Source organism: Niallia sp. FSL W8-0635, from assembly GCF_038007965.1.
In the GTDB taxonomy this organism is placed as follows: domain Bacteria; phylum Bacillota; class Bacilli; order Bacillales; family Cytobacillaceae; genus Niallia.
The window spans coordinates 1,639,760-1,658,585 of the sequence record NZ_JBBOYD010000001.1 but is presented as its reverse complement, the minus strand read 5'-3'; the positions used below and the strand labels follow the sequence as shown (position 1 = coordinate 1,658,585).

The 18,826-nt window shown below is 34.3% G+C and carries 13 protein-coding genes and 1 riboswitch; of the genes, 3 read left to right on the top strand and 10 right to left on the bottom strand.

The annotated features are described in order from the left end of the window. Positions 1-171 precede the first annotated feature (171 nt). Complete coding sequence (locus NYE52_RS07700) at positions 172-1,134, top strand: D-2-hydroxyacid dehydrogenase (RefSeq protein WP_341192535.1); 963 nt, start codon at positions 172-174, stop codon at positions 1,132-1,134. A 38-nt stretch (positions 1,135-1,172) separates the two neighbouring features. Here the strand turns inward: NYE52_RS07700 and NYE52_RS07695 are convergent, their stop codons facing one another. The 3 genes from NYE52_RS07695 to NYE52_RS07685 form a co-directional block, all read right to left on the bottom strand. Beyond that, complete coding sequence (locus NYE52_RS07695) at positions 1,173-2,021, bottom strand: metal ABC transporter permease (protein ID WP_341192534.1); 849 nt, start codon at positions 2,019-2,021, stop codon at positions 1,173-1,175. Then, positions 1,958-2,674, bottom strand: a complete 717-nt coding sequence (locus NYE52_RS07690) for a metal ABC transporter ATP-binding protein (RefSeq protein WP_341192533.1) — start codon at positions 2,672-2,674, stop codon at positions 1,958-1,960. Before NYE52_RS07690 ends, NYE52_RS07695 begins: the two co-directional genes overlap by 64 nt. An 823-nt stretch (positions 2,675-3,497) precedes the next feature. After that, the gene (locus tag NYE52_RS07685) at positions 3,498-4,733 is read right to left on the bottom strand and encodes a coiled-coil domain-containing protein (protein ID WP_341192532.1); all 1,236 of its coding nucleotides are present in this window, start codon (positions 4,731-4,733) and stop codon (positions 3,498-3,500) included. Between the two features lie 538 nt (positions 4,734-5,271). Here NYE52_RS07685 and NYE52_RS07680 point away from each other — a divergent pair. Together NYE52_RS07680 and minD are read left to right on the top strand one after the other, a co-directional pair. Beyond that, positions 5,272-6,396, top strand: a complete 1,125-nt coding sequence (locus NYE52_RS07680; protein ID WP_341192531.1) for an NAD(P)/FAD-dependent oxidoreductase — start codon at positions 5,272-5,274, stop codon at positions 6,394-6,396. Positions 6,397-6,984: 588 nt separating this feature from the next. Further along, positions 6,985-7,758 (top strand): septum site-determining protein MinD, encoded by a 774-nt coding sequence (minD, locus tag NYE52_RS07675; protein WP_341192530.1) that lies wholly within the window; start codon positions 6,985-6,987, stop codon positions 7,756-7,758. 32 nt (positions 7,759-7,790) lie between these two features. Here minD and NYE52_RS07670 read toward each other — a convergent pair whose 3' ends face one another. The 7 genes from NYE52_RS07670 to NYE52_RS07640 all read right to left on the bottom strand — a co-directional run bounded on the left by NYE52_RS07670 (position 7,791) and on the right by NYE52_RS07640 (position 18,367). Continuing rightward, positions 7,791-10,508, bottom strand: coding sequence for an SH3 domain-containing protein (locus NYE52_RS07670; RefSeq protein WP_341192529.1), 2,718 nt, complete (start codon positions 10,506-10,508; stop codon positions 7,791-7,793). Positions 10,509-10,930: 422 nt separating this feature from the next. Further along, positions 10,931-11,929, bottom strand: a complete 999-nt coding sequence (locus NYE52_RS07665) for an asparaginase (protein WP_341192528.1) — start codon at positions 11,927-11,929, stop codon at positions 10,931-10,933. Positions 11,930-12,372: 443 nt separating this feature from the next. Further along, entirely contained in the window at positions 12,373-12,858 is a 486-nt protein-coding gene (locus NYE52_RS07660; protein WP_341192527.1) for a nitroreductase family protein, read from the bottom strand. 124 nt (positions 12,859-12,982) lie between these two features. Further along, a complete protein-coding gene (locus tag NYE52_RS07655; protein ID WP_341192526.1) occupies positions 12,983-14,167 on the bottom strand; it encodes a Ger(x)C family spore germination protein in 1,185 nt (394 codons plus the stop codon). Positions 14,168-14,327: 160 nt separating this feature from the next. Next, a complete protein-coding gene (locus NYE52_RS07650; protein WP_341192525.1) occupies positions 14,328-16,157 on the bottom strand; it encodes an APC family permease in 1,830 nt (609 codons plus the stop codon). A gap of 96 nt (positions 16,158-16,253) precedes the next feature. Next, positions 16,254-16,394: riboswitch (cyclic di-AMP (ydaO/yuaA leader) on the bottom strand. Positions 16,395-16,637: 243 nt separating this feature from the next. Beyond that, entirely contained in the window at positions 16,638-17,822 is a 1,185-nt protein-coding gene (locus NYE52_RS07645; protein ID WP_341192524.1) for an NAD(P)/FAD-dependent oxidoreductase, read from the bottom strand. Between the two features lie 119 nt (positions 17,823-17,941). Further along, on the bottom strand, positions 17,942-18,367 hold the full coding sequence (locus NYE52_RS07640) for a DUF1641 domain-containing protein (protein ID WP_341192523.1): 426 nt from the start codon (positions 18,365-18,367) through the stop codon (positions 17,942-17,944). Between the last annotated feature and the right edge of the window lie 459 nt (positions 18,368-18,826).

Below are 18,826 nucleotides of genomic sequence, written 5' to 3'. Positions count from 1 at the left end.
CTTTTCTATATACTGTTAAAAAAATATTAAAAGAAAAGACATACAGTGCACACATTAACTTTGCTTGATGTGTGTTTATTTATTTAAATAATAATCAAAATAGTTCCAATTGTTGCGTAATTTGATACAATAGAAATTATAAGTGATAAAGATAAAGGAGTGTTCCTCTATATGAATAGCAGAAAAATATTAATTACCCACCCCCTCCACCCTTCTCTTTTGGAAAAAGTTAAGTCTCAATTCTCTGCATGGCAAATTATTCATGCATTAAAACAGGATGATTGGCAAGAGCATTTGATTGATTCTGAAATTATCGTTGGTTGGAAAAGCAGTTTTGATATGGAAACCATTATCCAAAATGACAAACTAAAATGGATTCAAACATGGAGTGCTGGTGTAAATTCACTCCCATTAGACCAATTAGGTACAAAAAATATTTATATTACAAGCGCAAATGGTGTACATAGCTATCCTATTTCCGAAACAATTTTTGCTCTCTTGCTAGGATTAACGAGAAATATTCATACATATGTTCGAAATCAGCTAACAAAAAAATGGGACGGTACAGATATAAAATTAGAAGCTCACAAGAAGACCATTGGCATTATCGGAGTAGGGGCAATTGGACTGGAAACTGCTAAAATTGCCAAAGCCCTTGATATGCATGTAATCGGTGTACGAAATTCACAGAAACCGACTGATTATGTTGATGAATTATACACTTCCAGCCAATTAAATGAAGTACTTCCTATCTGTGATTATGTCGTCGTTACTCTTCCATTAACCGATGAAACATATCAACTATTTCAAAAAGAACAATTTCAACAAATGAAAAAGTCAGCATTTTTTATTAATATCGGTCGTGGAGAAATCGTCAAGGAAGATGACTTAATTGAAGCCCTAACAAGTGGAGAAATCTTAGGTGCTGGATTAGACGTATTTGAAAAAGAACCTTTGCAGCAATCAAGTCCATTATGGGCTTTAGAAAATGTTATTATAACTCCTCATACCTCTGGTTCTACTGAGCATTACAGCAGTCGAGTAATAGAGGATATCTTCCTGCCAAATGCCAATCACTATTTAAAGGAAGAGCCGCTACCAATTAATTTAGTTGACTACCACAAAGGGTACTAATGCACAAAAAAGAGGAGCTATAAGAGGCTCCCCTTTTTTCAACTAACTTTTTTATAACTTTTCTGACTAGATGCACGTCGAAGCATCATATATATCTTTTGACTTAAGAAACCTACTAGCAGGATAATCACTAATAATAAAGTAATGGTTGCTCCAGGAGGGGTTCCTAAATGATAAGATGAGAATAATCCAGTAAAAATACTAACCGCAGCTACTAAAATAGCAACGAGAAACACCCATTTAAAGCCCTTTACTAATTTAATGGAAAAAGCAGAAGGTAACACCAACAATGCAGAAACTAATAATACACCAATAGTTGGTATAATCACTGAAATGGCAATACCTGTTAATATGCTAAAAGCAATAGATAGCATACTTGTATTAATACCACTCGTTGTGGCTGTATCTTGATCAAAGGTCATGATATACATCTGTCTAGTAAAGAAAACAAAAAATAGAAGAATAATTCCAGTTACAATTGCTAATATATTTACTTGCTGTTTACTTATTGTAATAATACTCCCAAATAAATATTGATCCATACTTGTTGTCATTCCACCACTTGATAAACTCATGAGAAACAAAGCGAAGGATAATCCAGCAGCCATAAGGATGGCAATCGATACTTCTGAATAAGTGTGATATGCCCGGCGCATATATTCAATTCCAATCGCCCCAGCTACTACCACAAGAAGACTAGAAAGTGTCACATTTGTTTGAAAGAAAAAACCAATCGCAACACCAGCTAATGAGATATGTGACAACGTATCTGCCATTAACGCCTGTCTTCTAAGGACTAAATAAATCCCGATGATTGGTGCGATTATTGCAATGAGCCCACCTGCCCAAAATGCTCTTTGCATGAATTCAAGCTCAAACATCTCCATCCGCCTTTTTCTCCTTTCTCTATATGAATAATCTTATCTAAATAACCTTCTACTTCATCTTGATCATGTGTTACCATAACAACCGTTCTATTATGTTCATTCACCTGATGCTTCATAAATTCATAAAATCCTTTTCTACTGTCCGCATCCATCCCTGTTGTTGGTTCATCCAAAACAAGTAGATCTGGTTCTGAAGCTAATATCCGAGCAATAACAATTTTTTGTTTTTGTCCACCAGATAATTCCCCAATTTTCTTATTACGATATTCCCACATTCCAACCATCTCTAATGACTTTTTTACTGCCTCATGGTCTACTTGCTTTAGTCTCTCGTAAAATTTCTTACGCTGATATCTACCGGATCGAACAAGCTCGATTACAGTACTTGGGAAGCCAACATTAAAAGAGGATATTTGCTGGGGAACATAGCCCACAGTTAATTTTTTGCCATTAGCATTAAGCTTGCTAATTTTCACACTACCTGACCATGGTTTTAGCAATCCTAACAATAGCTTTAACAAAGTAGATTTACTTGCTCCATTCGGACCTGTAATCCCAACAAACTCTCCACTTTCTAATTCAAAGGTAACATCTTCAAGAGAAGGAACATGTTCATACCCAAATGTAATATTTGATACTGTCGCTAGTTTCATAGTTAATAACTCCTTTCCATTGTTCTTTTGTCTATTGTGTACGATAACACTTATACAAAAAAAGTCGATTATTCTAATTAATACAACCATCTGTCACGTAGACAAAACATACCCAAAAGTATTGCTATCTCTCATACCCTTGAATACCAAGCTCCTCTATTTCCATCACAACATTATTCATCTAACCTGAACGTTAATAATTTTTGCCATTCCCCTCAGGTATATACTCTTCTTGCACGCTTGCTATCCTAATCCCAATTAGGGAAAGGGGGCTAAGGGAGCAATGTCTAACCATTTCGTATTCATTACGATTTATAGTTTGAATTTTATAACATTATATTAGTTGTTTAGGAGAAAATCATGATAGGTTTAAATCTCGAACTTTTTCTTTTTATTTCTATTATACATGACACTTAATAATAGACTTTTCCTATTAAGGTGTCAATATAAATCCAAACGATTACGATTAAAAATTCTATAATAAATTAGTTAATTGGTCAAGAATTTTCCCTTTTTTTAAATGAATCCTGTTTTTCTTCATTAATATAGTCCATTTCGATGAAAGATAAACATACTACTTTCACAAACAGTAACACTCTTTTCATAAATCTTGTGGCTATAATAGGAGCAGTCTAAAAATTGATACTATCCCTTTAAATAACAACTATCTTTTTGTAAATAGTAACGATTAGTTTCTAAAAACAACACATATATCGATAAAATCTGCATATATTTTAAATAGTAGGGTATAAAAGAAATAAACAAAAGCATTACTAGCGCAAATTCATCTAGTAATGCTTTCCTTAAAAAATACTATACTATATTAGAATCGAACAACTCTGCCGTTAAATACAGATTTCCAATAGCCGCTATCCATAGATGCAATCGCAACACCAGTAGAACTCTGTGAACCGATAAACTTGCCTCCACCTACATAGATTCCAACGTGTCCATCTGTTTTATATGTGTTAAAGAATACTAAATCTCCTGGTTGCATATCACTTGTTGATACGCGCGTACCAGAGTTTTTCAAAGCATCTGTACTAGCAGGGATGCTGTATCCTGCTTGTGAATAAGCCCAACTTACAAATCCAGAACAATCAAACAGTCCATTTGCTACATCAGAAGCTGTTCTTCCGCCACCAAATTTATAAGTAGAATTTCCAATGTATTTATAACCTGCAGTAATAGCACTTGATTTACCGCCGCTCGCCTTTACACTTGAACTCTTACTAGCTTTACTAGTATTTCCACTGCTACTAGTTCCAACGGTAGAAGCAACCAATTGATTTAAGTTATCTTGCTCTTTTTGTTGAATCATTTTTTTAATTTGTGGCTCTACAGATTGTAGAGAACCGTATTTTTGTTCTAATTCTGCTTTGCGCTCTTTATTTTCAGCTTCTTTAGCTTTTAAATCTTTTTTTGCTTGCTCATTTTTCTTCTGTTTATCTACATTTTGCTTTTGCATTTCTTCAAGATCTAACTTCGTATCATTCAACTCATTATATTTATCTTTCACTTCATTTTGCTTCGCTTCTAAGTCTTTTTTATCTTTTTCATTGCTTTCAATTAAGTCTTGATCAGCTTCCATAATAGTAGCAACCGCGCCTACACGGTCAACAAATTCCTTAAAGCTAGCAGCGCCGAATAATACTTCAATATAATCAACACTTCCACCATTTTCTTGGAAGGTACGTGCTCTTTCTTTTAAAACATTGTTACGCTTTTCTATTCTATCTTCTAATTCTTTTATTTTTTTCTCAAGAGAAGTAATTTCTTTTTCGGTAGCTTTCATTTTAGCCTTTGTTTCATCAATAAGGCTTTTATTTTCTTTAATTGCTTTATCTACTCTATTAATTTGCGCTTCTAATTTTTTTAATTCTTCTTGTGTTTCTACAATCTTTATTTGAGCATCAGAAATTTGGCTTTGTAAAGATGCCTGTTGTTGCGTAACGCTAGTTGGTTGATTCGCATGAGCATTAATTCCTGGAACGGCTAAGCTAGTGCCTAATCCAAGTAGTATCGTCGTATTTAGTACCACTAGTTTCTTTTTTAACATTTCCATTTCCCCCTGCACATTATCTAATGTAGAATTCTTCTAATTTATTTATCTATGTATCTTCTTTATGTTTATGATGTAATTGGTAGAGAGACTCTTATAATATAGTATTCTCTACATTGTAAATCAAACAATAACCCTGTTTTCGACGAAAGTTCTTTATATAAAACATCTTTCGCCACAAATAGAAGTATAACATCATAATTTGTCATTTAAGTAATAGGAATATTACAGTTGTGTTTCAAATGTCATTTTTCATCGATTGTTCACACTTTTTTCAAACTTTTTTCCTATATATTCCTCTAAAAAATGGAATTACTTAAATAATATTAAAATAATGTATCGTTCTTAATACAAGTATTTTATCGTTTTTTCTCGACATAGTTCAACATTTTTCCCATAAAATTATTCTTAAACAGTATGTTATATTATAAAGAGGACATGTATTCAGGTTGCTCAAGCATTTCTTACCTGTTGGAAAAGCAAAAATCTTTTTAGAAAACAGCATTTAATACTAATAGAAGGAATTGATATATACATGAAAAAAGTTGTAGTAGTTGGCGGAGGAATTCTGGGCGCCTCTATCACATTCGAATTAGCAAAACGAGGAGCAGAGGTTATTATCATTGATAGAGAAGATCAAGGACAAGCTACTAAAGCAGCCGCTGGTATTATTTGTCCTTGGAATTCACAGCGTAGAAACAAGAAATGGTATCTATTAGCTAGAGAAGGTGCAAAATACTATCCATCCCTTGTACAAGATTTAAATAGCTATCATCAATTAAATACAGGCTATAAAAAAGTTGGTGCACTTAGCCTTCATTCCGATGAGGCAAAATTAGAGGCGATGAAAGAAAGAACATTAAAACGGAAATTAGAAGCACCAGAGATTGGCGATGTAAATATTCTTACTTCCTCAGAAGCAAAGGAATTATTCCCTTTATTAGCATCAGGATATGGAGCTCTGCATATTAGTGGAGCTGCAAGAGTAAATGGATGGGCATTACGAAACGCCCTTATAGAGGCCAGTAAGCAATTAGGAGCAACCTTTATCCAATCATCTTGTATACTTATTAAAGAAAAAGATACGATAAAAGGGGTTAAACTTAGTGATAACACGACTATTTATGCCGATGAAGTAGTCATTGCTGCTGGGGTTTGGGCGAATGAATTACTCGAACCATTACAATTATCCTTTGACGTAAAGGCACAGAAAGGACAAATTTTGCACGTATTGTTAAATGATGTTCAATGCGCTGATTGGCCTGTTGTCATGCCTCCACATGATCAGTATTTATTAACTTTAGAAAATAACAGTATTGTAATAGGAGCAACACACGAAAATACTACTGAGTTAGCTCCCGACATTACGATGGCAGGGATAAAAGAGATTATCGATAAAGCATTACTATTTGCCCCTGGCTTATCAGATGCAGTTTGGCGGGAAGCAAAAGTTGGCTTTCGCCCATTTACAAATGACTTTCTTCCAGTGTTCGGGAGATTGAAACAGTACGAGGGAATAACAATTGCTAATGGTTTAGGCGCATCCGGCTTAACCATGGGACCATTTATCGGGCAGCAGCTTGCAAAATCCCTACTAGAATCAGAATATGACATCGATTTTACTCCGTATTCCATTGATAGTTCTATTCAAGAAAAATAAGTTCATTGCATTTCCAAGTTTCTTAAAACGGCATCTTGTATGAAATTTAATTGAATTATGAAAGCAGTATGGAAAAAAGGACACTTGATGCCCACTGTCATCGGGAGAATCAAGTGTCCTCTTTCCTTAACAATAGGGAATCTTTTTCATATAAACTATACTTCCCCTAGATAATAATAGGCACTTTTTCCTTATTTTTTCTTCCATCTCTACTCATAAATACCCTTCCACGAATAATACCATCCCAAAAACATTTAAGCTCAATCAGTCTTTCTCCCTATTAGCCATCTAAAACTCTTGTAAAATGTTCAAAAACCTCCTAATGTTGCAAAGATATCAATTGAATAGATAGTAGTTTCTACATATGGCTCTTCTACATTATTCATATTAAAATTGTTCTGTATTACGTTCATTTTCATTCGATTGAACGTTCTTATCAATCTAAATCTTTATATATAAAGTGAACCGCCATTAATATATTTTTTCATCCTCGATTAATCGTTTAACCAAACAAACATAATAAAAGGTTTAGCACTCTTTTAATCTGGGATTTAGTTATTGCTTTTATACATATTAGGGGGATTAATAATGAGTCGAATTATTACTATTACTTCAGGGAAAGGAGGAGTTGGAAAAACTACAATTACTGCGAACATCGGCATTTCTCTTGCTTTAAAAGGATATAAAGTATGCTTAATCGATGCAGACTTCGGTTTAAGAAACCTTGATATTCCATTAGGCTTATCTAATCGAATCATACTGGATATTTCCGATTATTTGCAAAAGCTATGTTCTTTTAATCATGTAGTGGTTAGGCACCGTACAATGAAGAATCTGCATTTAGTTCCGGGTAGTAAAAAAACATTATCAGAAAGGGAATTAGGATATTTTGTGGAGATGCTTCATGAAATAGATCCATTTTATGATTTTATATTAATTGATTCTCCATCAGGATTAGAAAGTGGATTTTTCTATGCTTTAAGTGGAGCGGATGAAGCAATTATAGTAACTACACCTGATAAAACTGCCTTACAGGATGCAGACAGAGTGATCGGCATTCTCGAATCACAAAATAAACAGCAATTATCTTTGCTTGTAAATGGATATAAAAATAATCAAGAAATAGAAAATATATTACAATTATTAAATATAAATACACTAGGAGCCATTCCTGCTGATGTAAATATTATAGCAGCTAATAACAAAGGGAATCCCATTGCACTTAATCCTGCTATACCTTCTGGCGTGATGTTTAGAAAGATTGCAAATAACCTTTCCAAACACCACTATAACCAGAGATTTGACTTACCTTTATATAATCAAAATCTTTTTACACACAGAAAATTAAAGCTATCTTTTTAAAAGGAGAAAATACGGCAGATATCATCGCTTTCCTACTTAGAGCTTACTTGATAGTTTGGAATTTCATAGTTTAATGTATAGGAACTTATTAAACTATATAAGTTATAGATTTGATTCACTTGTTTCGTAGCCCAACCAATATCTGAAGCATACTGATGCGTTGCTGTCCCAGTTTTCTCAGCTGCATCAGGATTCCATCTCATTTTGTATAAAGTATCTTGTCCAGCATTTACATAACCTTGGGCAATAAATTTCGCACCACCAATAATGGCAGCTTCTGGTGTAAACCAACCTGCGTTATAAGCATATTGTGCACCACTTGAAATGGCAGATCCATCATAGGCACCAATACCATACATGTTATATACCGTTCTACCATTTATCTCTACACCATTGGCCAAAGTTGACGTCCCATTTCCAGTCTCTAAAAGAGCATGTGAAATTAAGTAAAGTTCATTAATCCCATAAGCATTAGCCGCAGTGACAAAAGCAGCTGCTTTACCAGCTAAGATACCTTTGCCAGCTAGTATCTTACTATCTACTTCCTTATCATCTACATTTGCTTTTGCAGACAATTTTAGAAATTGAAGAGATTGAGTGTCACTATTAACAAAATTATTTGGATCAAGATAATATGCAGTGTCCTCTTTACTAGCACTAACCCACGATTGCGAATAATCTACTTTATACCAGTAGTAGCCATCTGTTCCCTTCACTTTGGAAACCACTTTTAATTCTTGTCCACTAGTTAAGGTGCTAACAACAGAATAATCAGTTCCAGCCCCTCCACGTAATCTCCAACCATTACCGAGTACGGTTCCTTTTGTGGAATCAGATGTTTTGAACGCAATCGCATCTTCTCTGATATATGTATCATATTTTTTATCCGTTTGTGGATTAACCTTTAATTGAATATCTGTCATTTCTTCTAATGTCAGATTGTAATTCACATAATTTTTATTAATTGTAACGTTAGTGCTTCCATTTCCTTTAGCCGCTAAATATTCTGTGCTTACATAACCCTCTAGATTATTTACTGTGATTTTGGACCAGCCATTTTCTTCTGACTGTACGATTACTACTGTTCCTGCAGCGAGCTTGCTAATAATTGCACCACTTGTTGATGGAGTGGATCTCATATTTAAGCTAGAGCCTGCTTGGACATTAACGATTTTTTCTAGCACAGTTGGTGTTTCTTCTGGTTTGGTTTCTTCCTCTTTATCATTTGAATCTGTTTCTTTTTCTGGTGTAATAATGCTCGTTAAATATTCACTACTTACATAGCCTTCCAGATTAGCTGTCTTGATTTGAGACCATCCATTTTTCTCGTCTATTACTGTTACTACCGTTCCAGCAGCAAGTTTTCCTTTAATTGCACCACTTGTCGAAGCTGTTGATCGCACATTCAAACTAGAACCGGCTTGCACATCAACTTTCTTTTCTAGTAGTTTTGGAGCTTCTTCTGGCTGTTTGTCCTCCGTTTTCTCTGGTTGTTCTGTTCCTTTTTCAGGAGTAGTAATGCTCGTTAAATACTCACTACTTACATAACCTTCCAGATTAGCTGTCTTGATTTGAGACCATCCATTTTTCTCTGATAGGACCGTCACGACTGTTCCAGCACTAAGTTTTCCCTTAATCGAACCACTTGTTGAAGCTGTTGATCTTACATTTAAATTAGAACCAGTCTGCACATTTACTTTCTTATTGATTAATGTCGGCGATTTCTCCGAATTGCTTTGCCCACTATCTTTATCGGCTTCTTTGTTGGTAGAAGTATCATCTGTCATTTGCTTATCAGTCAAATAACTACTACTTACATAACCTGTTTTTCCAGATACAGTTACTTTATCCCAACCGTTTGCACTGGAAAGAACAGCAACCTTTGTTCCTCTAGAAAGCTTCGATAGGATAGAACTATTCGTATTCGCTTCTTTTCTCACATTTAGCGAAGAATTTTTAGCCACATTTACATATTTTGTAGTCGTCTTTACACTTGTGTTTGTTTCTTTTGATTGCTCAGCATTAGCAGTTGATTTTTTTTCGGCTAAATACTGTGTTGCTACATATCCTTGTTTTCCATACACTTCTACCTTTGACCAACCATTGGATTCAGAATAAACCGTTACAGCTACATCTTTTGCCAGTTTAACAATAATAGAAGCTGAATTAGAAGGACTATTTCTTAAGTTCAAACTAGATCCTGCATTTACATTTACATACTTTGTTCCTTTTTTTTGTTCACCTGATACATTCGTTGTTTTCTTTTCCTCTGTTTGAACAGCTTTTATGTATTCTGATGCTACATATCCATTTCTTCCATCGACTTTAATTTTTGACCAGCCATTGGATTCAGAAACTACCTCTACCTTCGTATTATTCTTAAGCTTTGTTACCACCTTAGCCTTAGTGGAAGCTGCTTCTCTAACATTTAAAGTGGAATTTGCGTTAATAGAAACATATTTTATCGAACTTTCTTGTTTTGTTATTAAATAACTTGAGGATACATATCCAGTCTTTCCATTTACATTCACTTTTGACCAACCATTTGCTTCCGAAAGAACATTAACTTTCGCACCAGCATTTAACTTGGTTACGATATTTGTATTTACAGATGGACCGACCCGTACATTTAATACCGATCCCTTATTCACTTCTACATATTTGGTTACGGACGCAGCTTGAGCCTCTTCCATAAAAAGCGGAGAAGATAACGCTGCTAGAAATATCCCTGGTACTATTACTTTTTTCACTACTACATGCCTCCTAGTTCTTATGACTCAATTTTTTATTGAGTATCTTTAAACCTATCACCTTATAACTATCTATTTTTCATACCCCGATTATGTATTCTTTAATACCTATAATATTATCTATTATTCTACTAGTATATAATCCTATAGTCACGTTTTTTTCACACTTTTGTACACATCAGTCCAAAAGTTTCATGTATTTTCAAAATATCCCCAACTTATCTATTTCAAAAGTTGCTTTCTTAACGATTAATCTTTGTTTCACAACTTTTTGAATATACATACAAGGCACAAAATTAGGTAGATAAACCTACTTCTATACACCCGGATTCCTCCTCGTTAAAACTGGATAAAAAAAGCGACCTATCAATCCGGAATACATGATTGATAGGTCGCTTTTTTTATTCTAATAGACCAACTCTTTAACTCTCCCATTCTACTGAAAGATCATAGGCAATTGGACTTTCCATTACTCTCTTTATTTCATTTAATGATGGTTCACTACCCAGTGCCCACATTAATTTTGCCACAATAGCTTCTGTATTCATATCTGCGGATAATATAACATTGTATTGGGAAACCTTTCGTCCCACCTCATATAATAAGAGATCTTGTCCTTCTTCTAAACACTGTGTAGAAATTACAACTGCAATTCCCTCGTTTACCATTTCTGCAATCTTCGGCAAGAGATTTCTCTCCTCAAAAGGTAATCCTCCATTACCAAAGCTTTCAATAATGACACCCTTATATGCATGTTTAATAAAATCAAAGATTTCAGGTTTTGTTCCTGGGTGCAATTTTAATAGAAACACATCAGGACAGATCCTTGTATCCAATACTAATTCATCCGTTTGCTTGTCCGGCTTCCATAAATAATGAATTTGATTTTCTTCTATTTTGGCCACATATGGATGGTTAATGCTTTCAAATGCATCATAGCTTTTAGTGCGCATTTTTACGGCTCTAGTTCCAATAATCACTCGACCATCAAAAACAACAAATACGCCACCAATGTCTTCTTTTGCAAAGCGAATACTATCCATGACATTTTTCTTAGCATCTGTTTGTTTAAAACTAATCGGCACCTGTGATCCAGTAATAACAACAGGCTTTTTCAGACCATGCAGCATATAAGAAAGTGCAGCTGATGTATAAGCTAACGTATCTGTTCCATGCGTGATTACAAAACCATCGTATTCATGATAATGTTCCGCAATGGTATTAGCCATCATAATCCAATGTTCTGGCTGCATATTCGTACTATCTCTATTCATAATGATTTTACAAGTTACATCAACTTCTAAAATATCATTTTTAAAATATTGAAGGAGCTCTTCTGCAGACAAACCGGGGACAAGTCCTTCCTTTCCTTCTACTGAAGCAATTGTTCCACCAGTTGCAAGTAACAGCAATTTTTTCATTTATAGTCCTCCTAGATGCCATACTCCTAAAAGTAACATTTGCGATATATACCAAATTATTATATAGACTTAAAGAGGTTTCCGCAATAAGAGGATTCTATCCATTTTACAGAGTAAAATTTACGTTTTGCATGTTACCTGCTTCTATACTCCTAAATAACGGAAAAGAACTAGGAAAAAAGCTGGAACAAAACTAAATTGCCAATCTGTAAAGATGAACAAACGCTAATTTAATTCTTAAATAAATACTACTTTTTTATACAGAATATTTATGATTATAAAATATAGCAAGTTTAAAAACTAATTCATTCCATTGTGCTTCGTTTTTAAATAAAAAAACTAAACCCGAACATTGATAGAACACTTTTGGTTGTTCGGGTTTAGCTAAAGCTGGAATACTTATGTCCCAACCTTCGAAATTATAGATAAAACATAATCTAACTTTAATCTAAATAGGTAATTTTATCCTCAATGGAAGCTCGTTCTTTCGGTGCCATTATTTCTTCTGGATAACCAATTGCGAGCACTCCAACGACTTCATACTCATCACTTACTCCTAAAGTGCTTCTTCCTAAAGTAGAAGCACCTACAGAGCTCCAAAATGTTCCAACTCCTTCATCCCATGCCTGTAACATAAAGTTTTGAATAAAGCAGGAAACAGCCGATAAGTTTTCATCTCGTTCGATTTGATTTCTTCCTTTATGTGATAAAATCGCTAACACCTTTGATGCCCCGCCAAAATTTGTTTTATGCTTTAATTCTGCTCGAGTCTTTTCTCCAATAAAAAGAATCTCCCAAGGTTCAGTCATCTTATGATTTGGTGCAAATTTAGCATGTTGTAGCCACTCCACAATTTTGGTATTGTCTATTTCCCTCTGTGTAAATTTTTTTATCGTTCTTCTTCCTGTGATTACCTCTGTTATATTCATTTTAACCTCTCCCCTATTTATGAAGTCTTTCTTATTTCTCCTTCTTATCATAACGCTATTTTAATTTTTTATAAATAATTCCTCTTTCTAGCATTTTTTTAAGTATACTAAAACAAATCGTCATTCAGTTTACATTATAGCTATTGTTTCTAAAGCCACTTCTTTTTATTTCAATATTAACATGCGTATTTATCTTTGCATCTTTAAAACCAATATCCCAATTTTCTTCATATTGTTTAAAATGCTTGTAATCCTGGTCTCGAAATATTTCTCCTAATCCAAATATATCAGCGACATATTCTTTCTGCATTTTTTCAATTAACCCATTAAACTCCTTTTCTAAATAGCTGTTGGTTCTTTCTTCAAAATCTTCAAATGCATTTATCTTTGCGACTTTTATTGCTTTATCTGACCCGTCTAAAGTGGATTCAGCACGTACGAATATATCTATTTGCGGTCTTCCGTTAACTTGCCTAGCTTTCACTTTTGTCTGCGAATGAATAACACGCAATCCAAAAAACTTTTGATCTTCATAGGGAATAGTCAGAGAAGTTTTTTCCAATTTATTTTGGATCCACAATAATATTCTTGTCTCATGTAAATTAAGATACCCTTGAAGCTTTCCATATTTAAATATTGCCAAAGAATCAATTTTGGCGATTGCTGCTGGAACCGTCGTTGTTATATTATCCATACTGCCGCCCATTTCTTTATCTCCAGAAATTTTCATAGCAGCTAATACTGGAACTTTACCTTGTGATGAATAGGTACGAATAAAGTCATTTAATTTAATTCCAGGAGTCCCTCCCCATTCATCCAGCATATGATCAAACTGCGGAAATATTTTCAAAGAAGAGACTTTTTGATAGTCATTAATTACACGTAAGAAATCAACCGCATCTGAATCTCTAGCAACAACTATATTAAAATCATCTCTTATCTCTCTATCCCTATCGAAATAATCCATAAAGCTAAGAATACCCTCTCGCGCAATTTCTTCCCCAATTACAAGTAATCTCGTGTGGGAAAAAACTAAATGCGTAGATATGGCAATGTTAAACTTATGGATAATCTCTCCAAGTGTATCCCCTTCTATCGAGTAAACGATTGCAGGGGCCAACCCTTGAGCAGTTCTAGGGTTTAACTCTATTGCAGAAGTACTCTCTATAGAAAGTTTATATTTACACTCTTCCCCTTTATCTACTGCAATCCCTGTTACAATAGCACTTTGATTTAATTCCGAATGATCCCAACAACCAGTTAACAAAAAGATTGATAAAATGGACATACTTAATAAACAGCGTCTCATATTATAAACTACTCCCTTAGAATCATCGATATCGTATTTATCTCCTTCCTAACAATATTGCTAGGATATACAAAAAGGATAATTTCCACTTTTTCAAAGTTTACCAATAGGTTATGAAAAAGAATAAAAATTATCCTTTATATCGATATTATTCCAATTACTATTTTCTTAAATGATAGGGAACAGTTGTAACAATAACATTTCTTTTATATAGAAGATGTGCCTTTATCAAAAGACTTGATTGATTGTGTAAGATATTATGCCAATTTTTCTTCGTGATAAATTGTGGGATAATAACTGTGACATTATGCTTCTGTTCAGCAGCTTTTTCCTCTATCGTATCAATAAATCTCGCTAATGGTCTAATAAGACTTCGATAGTGAGAATGAATGGTCACTAACCGAATATCCGGTCTAAACCCCTTCCATTTTTCTTCCATCCGTCTTTCGCTCTCTCTGTCAAATGCCACATATACGGCAATTACTACATCTCCTACTGTCTCCGCATACGCTAAAGAATTCTCTACCACTTTGGTAATTCCAGCAACCGGAAGTATGACGATATTTCCTTCCATTTTTACAATAGAATGCTTCTCTGGTATTCTTAATTGCTCTGCAACATTTTGATAGTGCTTGTTTATTTTATGAAACACGAAAACAACAAAAGGCAGAAAGATAAGTACTGGCCACACTTGTAAGAACTTTGTTGTAAAGAGAATGAGTAAAACGGTAAAAGTAATAATCGCTCCGATTAAATTAATAGCTAGTTTCCCTCTCCATCCAGCTGGTTTCTCTTTCAACCATTTTCTACTCATTCCGGTTTGCGATAATGTAAACGGAATAAACACTCCAACTGCATATAAAGGAATAAGTTTTTCTGTATGACCTCCGAAGAAAACGATTAATAATATAGATGCAATCCCTAATATAACAATTCCATTTGAATAACTTAATCTATCTCCTCTAACAGTAAATATTCGAGGCATATATTTATCCGTCGCTAGATTTACTGCAAGTAACGGAAACGCTGCATAGCCCGTATTGGCTGCTAATATTAATATGATTGCTGTTGTCACTTGAGTAATATAATACATAGCATTTTTCCCAAATACTTCTGTGGCTATTTGAGAAATTACCGTTTCCTCTCCATTTGGAGCAACCCCATACCAATAGGCAAGAAAAGTAATCCCTGAAAATAATACTGCTAAAAATAATCCCATCATCGTTAATGTTTTTACTGCATTTTTAGCAGATGGTTCTTTGAAATTTGGCACAGCATTCGAAATTGCCTCCACACCTGTTAAAGCAGAACATCCAGATGAAAAGGCCTTTAACAAAAGAAAGATACTAAGACCTGGTACAGTTGTCCCCATTGGTGCATGAAGCTCTGCAGGAACTTCTCCGTTTAAAACTTTCCATATACCTACACCAATTAAAATTAATAAGGTTAAAACAAATAAATAAACTGGATAAGCTAAAACAGAAGCAGACTCCGTTACCCCTCTTAAATTTAAGATTGTAATTAGAATGACCATCATGATGGCAATTAGAACGTTATACGGATACAAACTCGGAAAGGCAGAAATTATTGCATCTGTCCCAGCAGTAACACTAACTGCAACCGTTAAGATATAATCTACTAAAAGTGAGCCTCCAGCAACAAGGCCAGCATTCTCTCCTAAATTATTTTTGGAGACTACATAGGCACCTCCACCTTGTGGATATGCATAAATAATTTGACGATAAGACAGCATTAAAGCTGTTAATAATACAAGGACACCAATTGCGATAGGAATGGAATACCAATATGCTAAAAATCCTACTGCTGATAATACAAGTAAAATTTGTTCTGTGCCGTATGCTACTGATGAAAGCGCATCGGATGAAAGAATAGCTAAAGCCTTTAATTTATTTAATTTCTGTTCCCCTAAAGCATTTGTTTTTAACGGTTTCCCAATTATCATTCTTTTTACGGTCGATTTGTTCACCATGTATCCCTCACTATAAATATTAATGCTTTTCTGTTTTTGAGCAAAAAAAAACTACAAAGAATTACTTTGTAGTTATGTAATAGTAAACATCAAGTATTCTCCCCTCTAAACGCTTCCGGAGTTAGCTGTCGGATTAGGGCATATGAGAGTTGCCCTTCCTTAATAAGGATTCACCCCTAGTGTTTTACACAAAATTTGGGTCCCCCGTTCCAAAAATGGATTAAGCGATTTGTATTAATTTTGGTTTGCATGAATGATATTACTCCTGAAAAATAGGAAAGTAAAGAAAGCAAAAGGGGCATAAATCAGCAAATCTTACCGAAAAAACTATAATGCAACGAATTATATGGAAGAATCTATATGTAGCTCTTTATTTTAATCATTATCTATCAAGCGCAATATTTCTTTGAACCATAGTAAAAAGTAAAAAAAAAGATGAGAATGGTGTGATTACACCAAATCTCATCTTTTTTCCATTTATTAATAAGCTAAGCTGAATAGACCTTTGATATGTGATAAGTAACGAATATTACTTGCTTCTTTCATTAACGAAGCTGGTAATCCTCTTAATGGAGTAGAGCTTCCGCCAACGATTGCTACTCCGTCTTTTCTACCAAGACTTGCAAGTGTACCAGAGTTAATTGGATCAAAAGTATCTAATGCTTTATCCTCAAGGTAAGCATATAGGTTATATCCGATTAATTCTCCCATTTGCCAAGCAATTTGCGCTGTTGGTGGTGCTGGACGACCATCTCCATCAGCAGGGAAGTATACAGCACTATCTCCAGCTACGAATACATCAGGGTGTGATGTAGATTGTAGGAATTCATTAACTGTTGCACGGCCACGGTTCACTTCTAGTCCAGAAACACCAACTAATGGATTCCCTTGTACTCCACCAGTCCATACAAATGTATTAGCTACAATTTGTTGACCATCTTTTAGATCAATAACATTGCCAGAAACATTTGTTACAGGAAGTCCTGTTAAGAATGTCACGCCACGCTTTTCCAAGCTTTTTGTAGCACGGTCGATTAAGTCTTCTGGTAGTACTGGAAGAATTTTTGGACCTGCTTCTACTAATAGTAATTTAATATCTCTGAAATCAACACCATATTTTCTTGTTAATCCTGGTAAGATATCAGCAAGCTCACCAACAAGTTCTACACCTGTTAGTCCGCCACCACCGATTAAAATCGTAGCATCTTCTTGCTTTCTTGATTTTGCATATTCACGAATACGCTCTTCAACATGATTATAAATTCGGTTTGCATCCTCTGCAGATTTAAGAACCATGCTGTTCTCTTCAAGACCTGGGATACCAAAGTATGCAGTTACACTTCCTAAAGCTACTACTAATGCATCATAAGTTAATTTAGATCCATCGCCTAAAACAACTTCTTTATTATCTACATTGAAAGAATCAACTGAAGCAATTTTCAAATCGATATCTTTCCCTTTGAATAATTTCTCTAACGGCATTGCAACAGCTTTTTCAGAAACATTACCTGCTGCTAAACGGTGCAATTCCGTAATAATTTGATGTGTTGGGTATTTGTTAATAACGGTAACTGTAGCTTCTGCTTTACTGTAAAATTTACGAACATTTAAAGCTGCTAAAAGGCCACCGTATCCAGCACCTAAAATAACGATATGTTTTGACATAGTAAATCCTCCGTCCTTATTACATTTAAAAGTATTGGCAGGCTTCCTTGTCCGTATTGTTCATAAAAAGAAATCCTTTTTATATACAATACACAGACTAGGCTAGACTACATGAAAGATTATTTATTATTGCGCTCTGACATAATTTGAAGATAGCTCTGTAAAAAACGGAACATCTTTTGTGCTTGTGGGTCTTTTAACATTTTCATTAAACCAAAAATACCAATTGTTTCATTGCTTTCTTCTGCACGATCTTTTGCTTCGATTGCTGCTGAAGCCATCCCCTTAACGGAATGGATTACTGGTTCGAACATTTCAGTAGTCGCACCAACAATATCGCTCTTGAAAACTTCATCTTGTGATAGTGATTGAACAACATCATAAGATTTAGATAAACCATTAACCATTTCAGTTAATTTAGGTAGTTGCTCGATTAATGTTGTCAATGATTCTTGTACCTCAGGCTTTAACAACTGATCCAATAGGTCTTGATTTGTAGCAGTCAGTTGTTTTTCAGCATTCGTTTGAGCAGTAGTTTCTGACATAACTGATTCTCCTTTACTATAAGCTTTTCGCTTAAATGTTATTAACAAATTTCTTGTGATTCAATGCACAAAAATTTGCAAAAGATATTTTTACCAACTCTAGTTAAAATGAATGAAGGTATGTACGAATTAATACTGGTAATACGCTCCTCTTTCACACATTAGTAGAGGATGCACAACCTCTCCATCATTAAACTCCTTTAATATAATACCACTTTTTGAACAAAAATAAATGTAAGTTTGACAAAAAAATAGAGTTTTTTTGAACAAAAGTGAAGTTTATCACGATTTAAGAGATTATCGTCACAAAACCAACAAATTAAATATTAACTCGAAATATTCTTACGTTTTACTATATAAGCTATTATGCGAAAAAAATGATGAAATATTCGTTTTCTTCCTTATATATATTCTTCATAAAAACCAGAATTCCTGTAAGTGTTTTCATTTTTAGCTAAC